The 16,585-nt window shown below is 61.4% G+C and carries 12 protein-coding genes; 1 reads left to right on the top strand and 11 read right to left on the bottom strand.

Features of this window, described 5'->3' with window-relative positions; genetic code table 11:
• Positions 1 to 11: 11 nt before the first annotated feature.
• From EJA72_RS06850 to EJA72_RS06820, 7 genes are all read right to left on the bottom strand, one after another.
• Positions 12 to 1,658: a fatty acid--CoA ligase gene (locus tag EJA72_RS06850; protein ID WP_178129149.1), complete on the bottom strand. Its 1,647-nt coding sequence runs from the start codon at positions 1,656 to 1,658 to the stop codon at positions 12 to 14.
• A 51-nt stretch (positions 1,659 to 1,709) separates the two neighbouring features.
• Positions 1,710 to 3,488: an acyl-CoA dehydrogenase C-terminal domain-containing protein gene (locus EJA72_RS06845; RefSeq protein ID WP_157710829.1), complete on the bottom strand. Its 1,779-nt coding sequence runs from the start codon at positions 3,486 to 3,488 to the stop codon at positions 1,710 to 1,712.
• A 61-nt stretch (positions 3,489 to 3,549) separates the two neighbouring features.
• Entirely contained in the window at positions 3,550 to 6,039 is a 2,490-nt protein-coding gene (locus EJA72_RS06840) for an RND family transporter (RefSeq protein WP_157710730.1), read from the bottom strand.
• Positions 6,040 to 6,069: 30 nt separating this feature from the next.
• Positions 6,070 to 7,143 (bottom strand): YCF48-related protein, encoded by a 1,074-nt coding sequence (locus tag EJA72_RS06835; RefSeq protein WP_157710729.1) that lies wholly within the window; start codon positions 7,141 to 7,143, stop codon positions 6,070 to 6,072.
• A gap of 68 nt (positions 7,144 to 7,211) precedes the next feature.
• Positions 7,212 to 8,570, bottom strand: coding sequence for a DUF1329 domain-containing protein (locus tag EJA72_RS06830; RefSeq protein WP_157710728.1), 1,359 nt, complete (start codon positions 8,568 to 8,570; stop codon positions 7,212 to 7,214).
• A gap of 39 nt (positions 8,571 to 8,609) precedes the next feature.
• Positions 8,610 to 10,619: a DUF1302 domain-containing protein gene (locus EJA72_RS06825; RefSeq protein ID WP_157710727.1), complete on the bottom strand. Its 2,010-nt coding sequence runs from the start codon at positions 10,617 to 10,619 to the stop codon at positions 8,610 to 8,612.
• 128 nt (positions 10,620 to 10,747) lie between these two features.
• Positions 10,748 to 11,314, bottom strand: coding sequence for an alpha/beta hydrolase (locus EJA72_RS06820; protein WP_178129126.1), 567 nt, complete (start codon positions 11,312 to 11,314; stop codon positions 10,748 to 10,750).
• Between the two features lie 249 nt (positions 11,315 to 11,563).
• On the opposite strand from EJA72_RS06820, the gene EJA72_RS06815 reads away from it, so the two are divergent.
• On the top strand, positions 11,564 to 12,592 hold the full coding sequence (locus tag EJA72_RS06815) for an AraC family transcriptional regulator (RefSeq protein WP_157710726.1): 1,029 nt from the start codon (positions 11,564 to 11,566) through the stop codon (positions 12,590 to 12,592).
• Positions 12,593 to 13,255: 663 nt separating this feature from the next.
• On the opposite strand, the gene EJA72_RS06810 is transcribed toward EJA72_RS06815, so the two are convergent.
• Genes EJA72_RS06810 through EJA72_RS06795 form a run of 4 tightly spaced genes read right to left on the bottom strand, consistent with a single transcriptional unit; the run spans position 13,256 to position 16,582 of the window.
• Complete coding sequence (locus tag EJA72_RS06810; protein WP_157710725.1) at positions 13,256 to 14,266, bottom strand: YeiH family protein; 1,011 nt, start codon at positions 14,264 to 14,266, stop codon at positions 13,256 to 13,258.
• Positions 14,263 to 14,589: a Rieske 2Fe-2S domain-containing protein gene (locus EJA72_RS06805; RefSeq protein ID WP_157710724.1), complete on the bottom strand. Its 327-nt coding sequence runs from the start codon at positions 14,587 to 14,589 to the stop codon at positions 14,263 to 14,265. The genes EJA72_RS06810 and EJA72_RS06805 overlap by 4 nt, the downstream gene beginning before the upstream one ends.
• On the bottom strand, positions 14,586 to 15,257 hold the full coding sequence (locus tag EJA72_RS06800; RefSeq protein WP_178129124.1) for a DsbA family oxidoreductase: 672 nt from the start codon (positions 15,255 to 15,257) through the stop codon (positions 14,586 to 14,588). The genes EJA72_RS06805 and EJA72_RS06800 overlap by 4 nt, the downstream gene beginning before the upstream one ends.
• Positions 15,254 to 16,582: an MFS transporter gene (locus tag EJA72_RS06795; RefSeq protein ID WP_157710723.1), complete on the bottom strand. Its 1,329-nt coding sequence runs from the start codon at positions 16,580 to 16,582 to the stop codon at positions 15,254 to 15,256. The genes EJA72_RS06800 and EJA72_RS06795 overlap by 4 nt, the downstream gene beginning before the upstream one ends.
• Positions 16,583 to 16,585: the final 3 nt, after the last annotated feature.

The following is a 16,585-nucleotide window of genomic DNA, read 5'->3' as shown; positions in this document are numbered from 1 at the left end:
TGCCCGCGCTCCTATTGGCTCAGCGCCTGTTCGCGGATCAGCCGCTTGTTGATTTTGCCGACGCTGGTTTTGGGGATTTCGGCAACGACCTGGATCTGCCTGGGGATTGCCCACTTATTGATCCGCCCGCTCTCGACGTACTGCTGCAGATGGGCCTCCAGCAGTTGCCGGGTCACGCTTTCGCCCGGCGCACAGACGACCAGCGCCACTGGACGCTCGCCCCACTGCGGGTCAGGGATGCCGACAACCGCCACAGAGGTGATGGCGGGATGCTCGCTGATCAGGCTTTCCAGCTCCAGCGAACTGATCCACTCGCCGCCCGTCTTGATCACGTCCTTGATCCGGTCCTTGATCTCCACCACACCCATGGCGTCGATGGACGCGATATCGCCGGTGTGCATCCAGCCGTTTTCCCACAGCTGAGCCCCTTGATCGGGCTCTTTCAGGTAGCCCTGCGTCAGCCACGGCGCACGGACGACGATCTCGCCCACGGCCTCGCCATCCTGAGGGGCCTCGTTGCCGTTGGCGTCGATGATTCGCAAATCCACCATCGGCACCGCCACGCCTGTCTTGATGCGGGCGGCCACCTGCGTGTGCGCCGGTTGTTCGAGTTCGGCGTCACTCAAATGAGTCAGGCAGAGCAACGGGCAGGTCTCGGACATGCCGTAGCCGGCATGCACGCGCATGCCCCGGGCCGTCGCCTGGGCGGCAAGGCCATGGGTCAAGGCACTGCCGCCGAGGAGCATTTTCCAGCCGCCAAAATCGGTATCAGCCGCTTCATCACACCCCAGGAGCATTTGCAGAATCGTCGGCACGCAATGGGAAAAACTAACCTTTTCTTCGCGGTACAACCGGACCAGACTGTTGGGCTCATAGCGGCCTGGGTAAACCTGCTTGACCCCCATCAACGTGGCGACATAGGGCACGCCCCAGGCATGCACATGAAACATCGGGGTCATGGGCATGTACACATCGTCGGAGCGCAATAACGGCGAGCTGTGGTACACACCGAGGGTGCCCACGGCGTTCAGCGTATGCAGCACCAACTGGCGGTGGGAAAAGTACACGCCCTTGGGATTGCCGGTGGTGCCGGTGGTGTAGAACAGCGTGGCGACCGAGTTCTCGTCAAAGTCCGGGAAATCGAAGTGAGGCTCGGCGTCCGCCAACAGGCTTTCGTATTCACCCAGCACCGGTAACGAGGTCGATGGCGCCACGGCGTCACTGAGCTGAATGTAGCCTTTGACCGTCGTCAGCTGGTCATGAACCTGCTCGACCAAGGGCAGGAAATCATCATGCACCAACACCAGATCATCCTCGGCGTGGTTCATGGTGTAGACAATCTGCTCCGTCGAGAGCCGGATGTTGACTGTGTGCAACACCGCGCCAATCATCGGCACTGCGAAAAAACACTCCAGGTACCGGTGGCTGTCCCAATCCATCAGCGCCACGGTATCCCCGGGCTTGACGCCTGCTTTGGTCAGCGCGTTGGCCAGTTGCCGGATGCGAGCGTTCAACGTTCGATAGTCGTAGCGCAGCTTGTCCGCGTAAACGATTTCCTGATCGGGTGCGTAGCGCGCACCCGAGAGCAACAGGCTCTTGATCAACAACGGATAGCTGTACGCCCCCTGTGCGGGGGGAATTATTTTTGTGGTTGCCACGGTGAAGTCTTCCTGATGCTGTTGACTGGAGATCATCTCCGGTTCACGGGGTCAGAACTGTGATGCATCGAGCAGGTAAAGCGATTCGCTCCCCGCCCGAACCGACGCCGCCAGCGAATGAACGCGGGGCAACAGACGCGCAAAGTAGAACCGTGCGGTACCCAGCTTGCTGGCGTAGAAATCGTCCTGCGCTTCCTTGCCCTGCGCGGCCTGGGCCATCAACGCCCACATGTAGGCGTAGGCCGTGTAACCGAAGGCGTGCAGGTACTCGACCGAGGCCGCGCCGATTTCGTTGGGGTTGTTTCGCGCACGGTCCAGCAACCAGGCGGTGAGTTCATCGAGGTTGTGCAAGGCACTGTTCAGCGGCTGAGTGAACTCGGCCAGCTCGGCGCTTGCGGTGGCGGTGAACTGGCGGATTTCATCGGCAAACAGCTTGTAGAGTTCACCGCCGGTGCCGACCACTTTGCGCCCGGCCAGGTCCAGCGCCTGGATGCCGTTGGTGCCTTCGTAGATCTGGGTGATGCGCACATCGCGCACCAGTTGCTCCTGGCCCCACTCGCGAATGTAGCCGTGGCCGCCAAACACTTGCTGGCCATGGATTGTGGCCTCCAGGCCCAGATCGGTCAGAAACGCCTTGGCCACTGGCGTCAACAAGGCGACCAGTGCTTCGGCGCGCTTGCGTGTTTCCAGGTCTTCGCTGTACTTGGCGGTGTCGAGTTGCATCGCCACATAGGTAGAAAACGCACGACCGCCTTCGTTGCAGGCTTTCATGGTCAGCAGCATGCGGCGCACGTCAGCGTGCACGATGATCGGGTCGGCCGGTTTTTCCGGGGCTTTCGGCCCGGTCGCCGAGCGACTTTGCAAGCGGTCGCGGGCGTAGGCCAGCGCATTCTGATAAGAGCGTTCAGCCGTGGCCAGCCCCTGAATGCCGACGCCCAGGCGCTCGTAGTTCATCATGGTGAACATCGCCGCCAGGCCCTTGTTCGGCGCATCGACGATCCAGCCCGTGGCGCCGTCGAAATTCATCACGCACGTCGCCGAGGCCTTGATCCCCATCTTGTGTTCGATGGAGCCGCAGGACAGCGAGTTCTTCTGACCCAGGCTGCCATCGGCATTGACCATGACTTTGGGCACCAGGAACAGCGAGATGCCCTTGGGGCCGGCCGGCGCATCGGGCAGCCTGGCCAGCACCAGGTGAATGATGTTCTCGGTCAGGTCGTGCTCGCCGCCCGTGATGAAGATCTTGGTACCGCTGATGGAGTAGGAACCATCCGCCTGAGGCTCTGCACGGGTGCGGATGATGCCCAGGTCCGTGCCGGCGTGCGGCTCGGTGAGGCACATCGAACCGGTCCAGACGCCGGCATACAGGTTGGGCAGGTAAGTCACTTTCAGCGTTTCGCTGGCATGCGCATTGAGGGCCAGGCAGGCGCCGGCGGTCAGCATCGGGTAAAGGCCGAACGACAGGTTGGCCGCATTGACCAGCTCTTCGACCTGGGCGCCGATCACTTTGGGCATGCCCATGCCACCGTACTGCGGGTCACCGCCGACGCCGACCCAACCGCCTTCGGCGAAGGCGCGATAAGCCTCGGCAAAGCCGCTGGGCGTGCTGACAGTCCCGTCGTGCCAGGAACAGCCCTGCTCGTCGCCACTGCGATTGAGCGGCGCGATCAGCTCGGCCGTGATCTTGCCCGCTTCTTCAAGGACGGCATTGGCGGTCTCTTCATCCACCACCTCGGCCAGGGCCGGCATGGCCGCCCACAGCCGGGAAACGTTGAACACTTCGTTGAGTACGAACCGAATGTCGCGCAGGGGCGCAGTGTAGTCAGACATATTGAAATACTCAGGCAATGTCAGGGCCTGCAACAGGCCCTGGTCAATGGAAATGCCACCCTTACGAGTGAGCACCGACAAGCGCCGTCTCACGTTCAACGGGGCTTGATGGAACGGGGGCGATGTTTCGCAGCAGGAAGCAGGACAGTGCCGGGATGAGGATCAAGGCACCGAGCATGTTCCAGATGAACATGAAGGTCAGCAGGATGCCCATGTCGGCCTGGAACTTGATCGGCGACCAGGCCCAGCACACCACGCCCGCCGCCAGGGTGATGCCCACCAGACCCACCACCCGACCGGTGAACGACACCGCGTTGCGGTAAGCCTTGGCCAACGGCATGCCCTGGCGCTGGTAGTGCAACTGCACGCTGAGTAGGTACAACGCGTAATCCACGCCGATCCCGACCCCCAGCGCAATCACCGGCAAGGTCGCCACTTTCACGCCGATGCCCATCATCACCATCAGCGCCTCGCAAAGGATCGACGTCAGTACCAGCGGCAGCAGCGCCACCAGCGTGGCGCGCCAGCTGCGGAAGGTGATCAGGCAGAACAGCGTCACCGCCGCGTACACGTAAAGCAGCATCGTGTGGTTGGCTTCACGCACCACAATGTTGGTCGCCGCTTCAATGCCGGCAGTACCGGCGGCCAGCAGGAACTGGCGATCATCGGTGCTGTTTGCCTTGGCGAACTTGTCGGCGATGGCGACCACCGCGTCCAGGGTTTCAGCTTTGTGATCCTTGAGGAAGGCGATCACCGGCATCACCGAACAGTCGGTGTTGAACAACTCCGGCGCGTTGACCGACGCCTGCTGCGCGGCATAGTTCAGGACGTTCTGGTTGCGCTGGATGCTGTTCAGCTTGGGATTGCCCTCGAACGAACCGGCCGTGATCTGCCGAACCGCGTTGACCAGCGATGAAGTCGCTTGCACGCCCGGGTACTGTTGCAGCTCCCACGCCAGGCGGTCGGCGAGGATCAGCGTCTGATAATTCAGGCAGCCTTCGGGCGCCGTTTTGATCATGACCGCAAACAGGTCGCTGGACAGTGCGTAGTGGCTGGTGATGTAGGCGTTATCGCGGTTGTAGCGAGAGTCCGCGCGCAACTCCGGGGCGCCGCTGTCGAGGTCGCCGATTTGCAGGTGCTGGCTGACCGCGAAACCTGCGATGCCCAGCGCCACCGCGCCGAGCACGATGCCCGTGGCCCATTTGCGCGTGGTGAAGCGGTCGAGGAAATCCCACAGTTTGCCGAAACCGCGGCTCTGCGCGGCACGGGTGTCGATCTTCAGCGCACGCTCGGCAGCCTTGGCGCCCACGCCGATGTACGACAGCGCCACCGGCATCAGCAGCAGTGAAGTAAAAATCAGCACCGCAACGCCAATACTCGCGGTAATGGCCAGGTCCTGAATCACCGGGATGTCGATCAGCATCAGCACCATGAAGCCGACCGCATCGGCCAGCAACGCGGTGACACCAGCAATGAACAGGCGGCGGAAGGTGTACCGCGCAGCCACCAGTTTGTGGGTGCCCCGGGCAATGTCCTGCATGATGCCGTTCATCTTCTGCGCCGCGTGGGACACGCCGATCGCAAAAATCAGGAACGGCACCAGCACCGAATACGGATCGATGGCATAACCCAGCCAGGCCACAATGCCCAGTTGCCAGACCACCGCCGTCAGCGAGCAGAAAATCACCAGCAGCGTGCTGCGCAGGCAACGGGTGTACAGGTAAATGATGACGAACGAGGTGACCACGGCCAGGCCGAAAAACATCATCACCTGGATCAGGCCGTCGATCAGGTCGCCGATCAACTTGGCAAACCCGATCACGCGGACCTTGTATTTGCCCTTGCCCTCCTCTCCGGCCTTGCGTGCCTTGCTGTCGCCGGCAAATTCAATCTTGTCGCGCAGTTTTTCTTCCAGCTGCTGCGCGAACTGGTAGTAATTGATGCTGTGACCGGTCGCCGATGCCTTGTCCATCAAGGGGACGATCAACATGCTCGACTTGAAATCGCTGGCCACCAGGCTGCCGACGATGCCGGCGCGGTTGATGTTCTGGCGCAACCGTTCGATGTCAGCCGGCGAACCGCGATACGCATCGGGCATCACCGGGCCGCCCTGGAAGCCTTCCTCAGTGACTTCATTCCAGCGCACCGCCGGGCTCCACAAGGACTTCATCCAGGCGCGGTCAACGCCCTCGCTGAGGAACAGTTCGTCGTTGACCTGTTTGAGCACGGCCAGATAATCGGGATCGAAAATGTCACCCTGGGTGTTTTCCACCACCACCCGCACCGAACTGCCCAGGCCCCGCAGGGATTTGCGGTTCTCCAGGAAGTTCTGAATGTAGGGCTGACTCTGGGGAATCATTTTTTCGAAGCTGGGGCGCAGCTCCAGGCGAGTGACCGCCATATAACCCAGCACCAGCGTGACCAACGCCATGACCAGCATGAACAGCGGGCGATAGTTGAACACCCAGCGCTCCAGCCGGTTGCCGGAGCAGCGGTCGAAGTCACGCAAGTGGCAGATCACCGGCATGGTGTCTTGCTTGATGTTGCCCATGTCTGGGTACTCGCTCTATTGGATGCGTTCTTATTGGATGTGCAGTGCGCGTGCACCACGGCTGCCGACCAGCACCAGCCAGCCATCGGGGCCGAAGATGGCGCCGGCGGACGGGGCGAGGTTTTGCTGCGGCACCAGCGTGAGCGCGTTGCCGTTGTCGGCGTCGACCAGCATTTGTCCCCCCTGGCTGAACAACAGGAAACGACCTTTGGCGTCCGCTGTGGCCGCGGTGATGCTGACTTGCAGGCCGGTGCTGAGCTCGGTCCAGCTGGCGCCACCATCCTTGCTGCGAAACACATGCCCGCGCAGGCCGTAGACCAGCACTTCGCCCGGCTTGCCAATCACCCCGAAAAAGCTGCCCTGATAAGGGGACTCGACCGCCGCGAAACGCTGCTCGGCGTCGTTCCATTTGAGCAGCAGCCCCTGCTCGCCCACGATGAAGAGCGCATCGCCGGTGGCGGCGATGGCATTGAGGTGCAAGCCTTGCGGGTTATCGACGCGGTCCTGAAAAGGGGTCCAGTGTTGACCGCCGTCTTCGGTGCGCAGGATCAGGTTGAACGCACCCACTGCATAACCGAACCGCTCATTGGCGAACCACACGTCGAGCAGCGGTTTGTCAGCGCCCTCCTCGATCAGTCGCTGGCCATCAGCGGCGAGCTGCGCCCATTGTTCGTTGGCCGGTTCGGCACTGGCCAACGCACCGTAATGCTTGACCAGTAAGGTACCGATCTGGCGGCCGTCCAGTTGTTTGGTCCAGGTCTCCCCGCCATCATTGCTGTGCAACACCACACCGTCGTTACCCACTGCCCAACCCTGGCTGGGTGACGGAAAGTTCACGGCATTGAGGTCGGCACTGACCGGCACGGCGGCCTGCTTCCAGTCCTTGCCGTGATCATCGGAATAAAGAATGTGGCCACGTTGTCCCACGGCGACCAGTCGGTCACCCGCACGGGCGGCACCCAGCAACGGGCTGCTGACCGCCAGCGCGCTAGGCTTGGCCGGCAGGTCCAGCACGTCGACGTAGCTGGCCGCCTGAGTGATGCCCTGCAGCAGAACCAGCAGGCTGCCGAGCGCCAACGTCAGGTACTTCTTGTACGAACACATACGGCGTCCTCTCGAAAAAACTGCGCCGGGCACACGTGATGTGCCACCCGGCGTTGAAACACGGCGTTTTAACGAATGCCGGCGCCCGCCAGGGACTCCGGCGACCACTGCGCCTTGGACAGCGAGTCGATGTAGCGGATACCGCCGTAAGGGCCTACGACACCATTGATGTTGTAGGAACCGCCGACCAGGTCGTAGATCATGAACGGTGTGGAGTCCGGCACCTGCTTGTCATAGCTCTGGCTCAAGAAGGCGAACGAGCCACGGTAAAGCTGACCGCGCGCGTCGTACTGGTCAGAGGCCAGTGCGGCCCAGCTGTCTTCATCGAGGTAGAAGCGACGTTTCTGATAGACGTGGCGTGCGCCGGCCTTGAGGTTGCCCTCGACGACCCAGACGCGGTGTTTCTCCCAGCGCACGAAATCAGGTGCCAGGTGATTGGGAGTGGTCAGGCTTTTCGGGTCCTGCACGTAGGTCAGCTTGTAGGTGTTGTACGGCACGATCATTTCCTGCTTGCCGACCAGCTTCCAGTCGTAGCGATCGAGGGCGCCGTTGAACACAAACACATCGTCATAAGTGCCCGCACCGGCCGTGCCCGGGTTAGGCGTGTCGTAGGCCAGGTTCGGCGCCAGCTTCACGCGACGTTGACCCGGCAGGTACTGCCAGGCGCGGCGCGGTTGTTCCAGCGGGTTGGCGGCGTCCTTGAGCATGATCGACTCGCCGGCCCGGCGTGCGGGTCCGGTGTAGTACAGCTTCATCTGGTAGTAGACGTCGGAGCTGCTGATCGGCTGGGCCAGGTTCTCGTAGATCGGGTAGGTAATGAACGCCTGCCCGGTGGTGGCCAGGCTCGCCACGCCGGCGGAATCGACGTTCCACGAGTCGTACTTGGAGTTGATGTTGACCCCTTGGTAACGCAGCAGGAAGTTCCACATTGCCTCGCTGCCCGATTGCGGAATCGGGAACGGTACGCCGGGCAATACGTTGTCGATGGCCAGGCCACCTTCAAGGGACTTGGCGCCCGTGGCGTTTTTCACGCCGTTGTCCAGCACGGTTTGCGGCAGTGCCACGGTGCGGTGAGTCGGGTAAACATCGACACGGAAAGTCGGGAAACGCTTGGCCAGTTCCGCGGTGGTGGCTGTAAGCATGCCTTTGTATTGATCAACGTTTTTGCCGTCGATCACCAGCAGCGGTTTTTCACTGGCAAATGGGTCCGGGCGCATGCTGTCGCCGGACTTGAAACCGGCGGGGGCCGTGGTCAACCCTCCCGCATAGGCGGGAATGGAGCCGTCGGCGCTGGCGGCTTTTTCAGCGCCCACCAGGGTCAGGCTGCTGCCCAGTTTGGCCGCCTCCTGAGTTGAAACAGCGGCCTGCGCATGGGCGGCAATGGCCAGGGTCAATGACGCGGCGAGCAGAGTCTGCACAAATTTCATGGGGTCGTACTCCTGCTTAGTGACTAAGCATTGGGTGAATCAAAAGGTGGTTTTCAGCGTCAGGTACAGCGCGCCACGGTCTTCCGTGGTCGCACCGCCGCCCGAGAAGGATGAATAACCACCGGCGTAGCACGCATAGTTTTCGTTACCGCTGAAGGCATTCGGGGTGGAACCGTCGCCACCGTTTGGACCGGTACTCACACCGCTGACATTGCACTTTTCGGTTTTGCCGAAGGAGTCCACGTACTTCAGGTCGACAAAGTATTTGTTGTACACAACCGCGCCGACACCCACGGCATAGTTGCCGGTGTCCTTGGCACCACCACCAGAGACCGGCGAGACACCCGCCAGACCCACGTTGAGCGAAGCCGGAGCGTTCAGATCGACACCCGGGAAAACCTGGTACCAGGTCGGGGTGAAGTTAACGGCGATACCCCAGTTGTCACGGGTGGGTGCATCAATGCCGCGATAGGAGTCTTTGCCCTTGTAGAGCGCCGCGTTCTTGTCATCGAGCTTGAGCAGATTGCTGTAATACAGCTCGCCCAACAGGGTCGCTGAATCGAACACCGGCGTTTTCGGCAGCGTCATCAGACCGTTGAGCGTCCAGTGCAAGGTGTCACCGGTGGCGCTCATGCTGTCGCCACGGCGCGGGGTGTCATAGACCACGCCGGTGGAGGCGGTACGTGCCGGCAACAGACCGAGGCCTTGACCCAGACCCAACGGATCGGTCGAGCTGACGATTGCCGGAATACTGGCCAGCGGCATGTTGTGACGAAAGTTCAGGTCAGAACCGACGCTCACACCGCCGACATCCTTGGACAGACTCAAACCAAAGATCTGAATGTCGTCACCGTAGGCCAGTTGATAGCTTGCGGTGTTCAACGAGTTGAGCGTGTTGACGACCGTGCCCAGGGTGCCTGGCCTGGTTCCGTTGGCATTGGCCGCCGAAATCCCGGTTGCCGTCAGGTAAGCCTGAGGCAGGATGTCTGACGTATTGCGGAAGTAAACGCCGAGGGTGCCGTCCAGCCAGGCTGGCGACCACTTAGCCATGACACCCCAGTCGCCACTGCTGTGCGGCGTCAGGTCTTTGCCACGGATAACGTTGGTCAAGCCGTTGCACGGTGCCAGGCCGCAACCCAGAACAGCAGGACCTGAAGGGCTGTTGGTGTTGCCCAACAGGAACGACTGCGCACCGAAACCGATCAGGTCGGAACCACCGTAGTAGGTGCCCGCTTCCGGCAAACGCGCCGCATCCCAATTGAGGAAATATTGCGCACCCACGGTCAACTCAGGGTTGATGGTAAATGTCATCGACACCTGTTCACGCGGTACGAACAGTTCCTTGGCTTCAGTACCGGGCGACGCGGCGAGCTTGGCAAGGTCGAGGCCTGACTGGCCGTAGCTGATCGAGTGCACCGGGTTGAGAATGGTCTCGCCCCAGAACACGTTGTGCTGGCCGGCCTTGACGCTCAGCAGTGATTCCTCACCCACTTCGGTGCTGTAGAACACGAAAGCATCGAGGATTTCACCGGACGGACCATTGTAGTAGCGCTGGGCATAATTGCTCAGGTGCGGGCTGCCATTGCCGACGTTGTCACGGGTGACACCGGCGAAGTTGGGGCGGGTGTCGTTTTGGACCAGGCCCGACACATCGCCGTTGCCGTTGACGAACGGGTTGGAGTTGGAACCGGTATTTTCATACGCCTTGTCGTACCAGCTCGCGGCACTGACGCGAAAACCCATGTTCTGCTGGTAAACCACGTCCATCTCGGTCAGGAGGTCGACACGGTTAGTGATGTTGGTCCCGGCTTTGCGAAAGTTGTAGTCGCCGTCGTTGTTGTTCGGCGTCCCCAGCATGCGTTTGTCGGCACTTTCGGTGCGCACGCCGTAGTTGTATTTCACGGTGTTATCAAAACGCACCGACCAGTCAGGGTTGCCGGTATCCAGCTCGACGGCATGGGCGACCGGCACGGAGGCCGCGAGGATGGCCAGGGCCAATAGACTACGAGGTGAAGGCAGTGTGTGGCCGTGACTCTTATTGTTATGCATTACGTTGTCTCCGCCATGTTGTACTTGTTTTTGAGCGCAGCTTTCCTTGCACAGGCCTGGTGAAGGGCCTGAGTTTTTTCACGCGTTAGAGCAATTGCCGGGCATGTTGCGACCGGCCAGGTGCCTGACTAGCGATCCAATTCCAGAATGAGTGCTTCGGCCTGTGGCCAGTGGCCAAAGCCCGAGGCGGGATTGAGGTGGCCGACCTCGCCGAGATTGACCAGTTCGCTGCCCCAGCCTTCGGCCATGTGGGTCACGGCTTCAAGACTGGCCAGGTGGTCGTTGGTGCTGGCTGCCACGATGCTGCGAAACGGCAGGCCACGGGCAGGAAGCGGGTCCCAGCCGTTGGCACGAAGGGATTCCGGGGACGGATAACCCTGTGGCCATGTGGCATTGAGGTCAGGCGGTGCGGCCAGCAGAGCGCCCTTGATCGAAGCGCTGTGTCGGGCAGCCCAGTGGGCGACCATCAGCACACCGGCGCTGTGCGCCACGAGAATCACTGGCCCGTCGATTTGCTCCAGTTCATGCTGGATGGCCCGGACCCTGGCAGCGCAGTCGAGTTTGTCGGTTTCAAGCGGAGGGACGCTACGCACTTTGCTCAATCGGGCTTGCAGCAGGGTTTGCCAATGTTCGGCAACGTGGTCGCGCAGACCCGGTACGATCAGAACGGTTGCAGCTGTTTGCAGTTTGTCCACTTGAACACCTCAGAGGCACGACTGGCTGTTTCGCCAGAATCTTTTTGTAGTGCCGACATTAAAGAGCCCCTCCCCCCTGCGCTTTTCATTTGACGACAGTGACTTTTCTTTTCATGACAGCTCTTGGGCCCTCGTCTGAACCCGTGTGAAAGCAGCACACCCCGCTATAAAAACTTTGCATTTCGTGATGTGCTGGCTATATTCCGTCCCGCTAAACTCCACCGAGACCTTCCAGGAAAGCCCCGCATCATGACCAAGCTTGTGCGTGCCGCCGTCTTGACCAACTACCTGGAAGTGGCCCACTACCTGGCGCTCGACACTCACGATTTGTTGGCGAACGTGGGCCTGAGCAAGGCCCGGCTGCAGGCGCCCGAGCACCGTATCCCGATCGATTCGGCGGTGCGTTTGCTGGAAGATTCGGCAGTCGCCAGCGGTTGCCAGACCTTTGGCCTGAGCATGGCCGAGTCGCGCCAACTCTCGGATTTTGGTGTGGTGAGCCTGCTGCTGTCGCACCAGCAGACACTGCGCGATGCGTTGCAGGTGGTGGTGCATTACCGCCATCTGATGAACGATTCGCTGGCCATCTTTGTTGAGGAGGCCGGCAAGATGGTGATCATCCGCGAGGAAGTGGTCACCGATACGCCCATGGCCTGCCGCCAGGCCAATGAACTGGCGATCGGCGTGATGTTCCGCCTGTGCGCCGCCCTTCTCGGCGCGCACTGGCACCCCTACAGCGTCAACTTCACGCACCAGCCCCCGGACAATCTGCAACTGCATCGTCGCCTGTTCGGCTGCAACTTGGAGTTCGGCAGCGAGTTCAATGGCATCGTCTGCCCGGACGCCAGCCTCGACATCACCAACCCCCACGCCGACCCGGCCATGGCGCGTTACGCCCAGCGTTACCTGGACTCGCTGCAGAGCCAGGACGGGCCGTCGATCCTGTTTGACGTGCGCAAGGCCATCTACCTGCTGCTGCCCATGGGCCGCGCCACCATCGAGCAGATTGCCCAGACACAAGGCATGAACGTGCGGACCCTGCAGCGGCGCTTGAAAGAAGATGGCTGCGCCTTCAACGACCTGATCAACGACGTGCGTCGCGACCTGGTGCTGCGCTACCTGGAAAACCCGAATTACTCGTTGAGCCGAATCGCCGACATGCTCGGTTATTCCATGGCGAGCTCGTTTACCCGCTGGTTCATCGCCCAGTTCGGCATGCCGCCGGCAACGTGGCGCAGCACGCAAAAGCCCGGTACTTCCAAACATCCGAAAGACACCTGACATCGGTGCAAAAAAAACGGCGACCGCTGGGACAGTCGCCGCAAACACCGGTGCTTTGACACCGGTCGAGTGCCGCACCGCGTCGGAGTAAACGCGATACGACGCTGCTCAAAAAATCGTACACCGCCCCCCTGTACGCCTCGGGGTGTCAGGCTTCCAGCGTTATCGTTAACGACCATCGCGAGCAAGCTCGCTCCTACAGGTGCGCGACATGTGTAGGAGCGAGCTCGCTCGCGATTAACTTGAGGACGCCACGGGGTACCAGGCTCCCAGCTTCATCGTTGACGACCATCGCGAGCAGGCTCGCTCCTACAGGTGCGCGACATGTGTAGGAGCGAGCTCGCTCGCGATGGACTTGAGAACGCCACGGGGTACCAGACTTCCAGCGTTATCGTTGACGACCATCGCGAGCAGGCTCGCTCCCACAGGTGAACGACATGTGTAGGAGCGAGCTCGCTCGCGATGGACTTGAGGACGCCACGGGGTACCAGGCTTCCAGCGTTATCGTTGACGACCATCGCGAGCAGGCTCGCTCCTACAGGTGCGCGACATGTGTAGGAGCGAGCTCGCTCGCGATGGACTTGAGGACGCCGCGGGGTGTCAGACTTCAAGCGTTACCGTTAACGACCATCGCGAGCAAGCTCGCTCCTACAGGAACCCTGTTCACATCCCCCAATGCAGCAACAGCAGCACCAGCACGGCAAGGAATACGGTCTCCCCGACCATCAGCAGGATCGGCTTGATGCCGACGGCCGCCAGTTCCTTGAGCTGGGTTTTCATGCCCAGTGCACTGATTGAAATCACCAGGCACCAGCGAGACAGTTCGTTGACCGTCCCCTGCACCACCGGGGCGACCCAGCCAGTGCTGTTGAGGCAAGCGAGTGCCAAAAAGCCCACGGCAAACCATGGCAGCAGTGGCGGCCGTTTACCGGTCGGGTCGGCGCCTTGCATTCGGGTGATCATGGCAGCGCTGACGATCACCGGCAGCAGCATGGCGACACGCATCAACTTGACCACCGTGGCCGTATCGCCCGTTTCGGTGGACATGCTGTAACCAGCGCCGACCACCTGAGCCACATCGTGAATCGTCGCGCCAAGGAATATCCCGGCGACCTGCGGCGACAACGACAACCACTTGGCAATCATCGGATACAGGATCATCGCCGTCGTGGACAGTGCCGAGACTCCAATCACCGTGAACAGCGTCGCACGCTCTTTCTGCGGGTGATTAGGCAACGCCGCCGCCAATGCCAGTGCCGCCGAGGCCCCGCAGATCGCGGTGGCGCCGCCGGTAAGCATGCCGAACAGACGCTGAAAACCCAGCGCCTTGGCCGCCAGAATCGAGACACCAATCGTCACCACCACCAGAATCACCACCAGCGCAAAGGGTTTCCAGCCCAACGCGGCAATCTGCTCCAGGGTAATGCGCATGCCCAGCAGCGCCACGCCGATACGCAGCACCGTGCGCGCCGTGAACTCGATGCCGGCCTTGCACGTGCCTTCGCCAGAGAGGAAGTTCAGCGCCATGCCCAGCAGCAGCGCGAACAGCATGACCGGCGCGCCGTAATGTTCGGAAAGAAAGGTGGCCGCCGCCGCCACGATCAGGCTGACGATGATGCCCGGCGCCAATTCACGGGTGCGGCTATGGATACGGGTGAGTGCAATGGCGCTCATGGCGCGGACTCCTGAGGGACAATAACGATAAATGCCTGGCCGTCGACGACCTCCACCGGGTAGTTGGCGACCTTGAGCTTGTCTGAATTGAGTAAATAGCCGCTGGCCAGATCGAAGCGCAGGCCATGGGCGCAGCACTGGATCACCCGCCCGTCGAGGCGCCCGCCACACAACGAAGCGCCCTGATGTGGGCAGCTGTCGTCGATGGCATACAGTTGCCCCTGGACGTTGAACAACGCGATGCTCTTGTCATCGAATTCGAACAGCGCACGACTGCCTGCCTGCGGGAGCTTTCCGGCAGGCACAGGAACACGTGAACTCATGCCGGTAACCGCTCGCGACGCGCACGCTGCTTGTCGGCCATCGCTTCGATCATGGCACCGGCCAGCGCCTCGGGTGGTTGCGCCCCCACCACCGTGAGGTGACGGTCGAACTGAAAACACGGCACGCCGCCAACCGCGCCGGGGCTGCCGACAAAGGGACGTCCGTCGCCAGTCAGGCAGTCAGCCACGGCGTCTGCTTCGAAGCCGCACTCCCGGGCGATGGCGAGCAGGGTTTCACTGCACCCCAGATCCTCGCCGTTCTCGAAATACGCCGCGAACAGACGCTCGAGCAACGCCGTGCGCTGGGCTGAATTGCCCAGCACGTTGCCACGCTCAAGCAGGCGATGGGCGTCGGCGGTGTTGGGCATGGTGGTGATGCGACTCAGATCGATAGCCAGGCCAACGCCGGCAGCGGCCTGCTGCACCTGGGTCTGACGCATTTGAACAATGTCGGCACCGCCCAGGCGCTTGAGGTAAAAATCAGCGAAGGGTTCACCCTGCAACGGCAGTTTCGGCAACAGCTGCACCCCGTGCCAGACCGTGGTGATTTCCACGTCGGGCTGCTTGATGTGCAAAAAGTCTCGCGCCTGTTCCAGTTGGCGTTTGCCGATCAGACACCAAGGGCAGATAAAATCGAAAAACACATCTATACGCAAACGACCACTCACAACTTCACCTCTAACCCTGTTTCGCTGACAACGTCAGGCACGCTCTCGCCCTTCAGCCGGGCAATATCTTTGTGGTAGTGGCACATGGCGTAAAAAAACACCGCCGCCGCCGCGACACTCACAAGGGGCACGAGCTGGAAGGCACCGTGCAGGCCGATCGCGTCGGACAGGCGCCCCGTAATGAACGGCCCCGGGGCAAGCCCCAGCATGTTGTTGGCCAGCGTCAACGTGGCGAACGCCGTGCCGTGGACCGAGTAATGGGTCAGGTTGGCGACCATCGCCCCGGCCGGGCCGGTGGTGCCTGTGGCAATCAGCATGCCCAGGCAGATCATTGCCAATTGCACAGGCCCGGCGGTTAATGCGAATGCCAGCGACAGCAGCGCACAGCTGCCCAGGCAATAAGCGATGGCCAAGGCAACCTTGCGTTCAGGCGAATGACGGCACAGACGGTCGCTGAGCATCCCGCACAAAATCATCCCGGCACCGCTGCACAACACAATGATCGCCGCCATGGCCCCGGCTTTGTCCGTGCCCATGTCGTAGTAACGATTCAGGTAACTGGGCATCCACACAATCACCGTGCCGCCGACGAACAGCTGCAAACCGCTGCCCACATACGTCGCGATCACCGAGCGGCTGGAAAACAGAGTGCGTAACGGCTGCTTGACCTTCGCCGTCGCCTTGCCCAGGGCATTCGCCGCCCGTTTCGGAGCGATGCGTGCCTCCTTGACGATCAGCGGATACAGCACCGCCAGCACCAGGCCAAACAGCGCCATACCGGCAAACGACCAGCGCCAGCCCAGCTTGGCGGCGATTGCACCGCCCATGGCCATGCCCAACACCGAGCCGAACATGCCGCCCGCCATGAAGGCACTGGCCAGTGTGGCCCGCATGTGTTTCGGAAACACCGAAATCACCACCGCGATGCCGACACTGCCGTACGCGGCTTCGCCGACACCGACCATGAACCGGGCAATGAACATCTGCTGATAGTCCTGCGCCAGCGCACATCCCAGGGTCGCCAGACTCCACAACAGCGCCATCAACGCCAGGCTTTTGACCCGCCCGAAACGGTCGGCCAACAGCGACAGCGGAAACGTCAGCAGGCCGACCATCAAGGCGACGATGCCACTGAGCAGGCCGAGCTGGCCGTCGCTCAGTGCCCATTCGCCCTTGAGCATCGGGAACACGGCGTTCAGCACCTGGCGCGACATGTAATCGGAAATCAGCAGGCCGAACGTCAGGGCGAAGACGATCCAGGCATATTTGCGCGCAACAACGACCGTACCGTCGTCATCGTCTGCGGCAATCGGGTGAAAGGCCATGCA

The organism is Pseudomonas sp. PB120 (genome assembly GCF_009761815.1).
GTDB lineage: Bacteria > Pseudomonadota > Gammaproteobacteria > Pseudomonadales > Pseudomonadaceae > Aquipseudomonas.
Note: the sequence above shows the minus strand (reverse complement) of the source record. Positions and strands in the feature narration are given on the sequence as shown.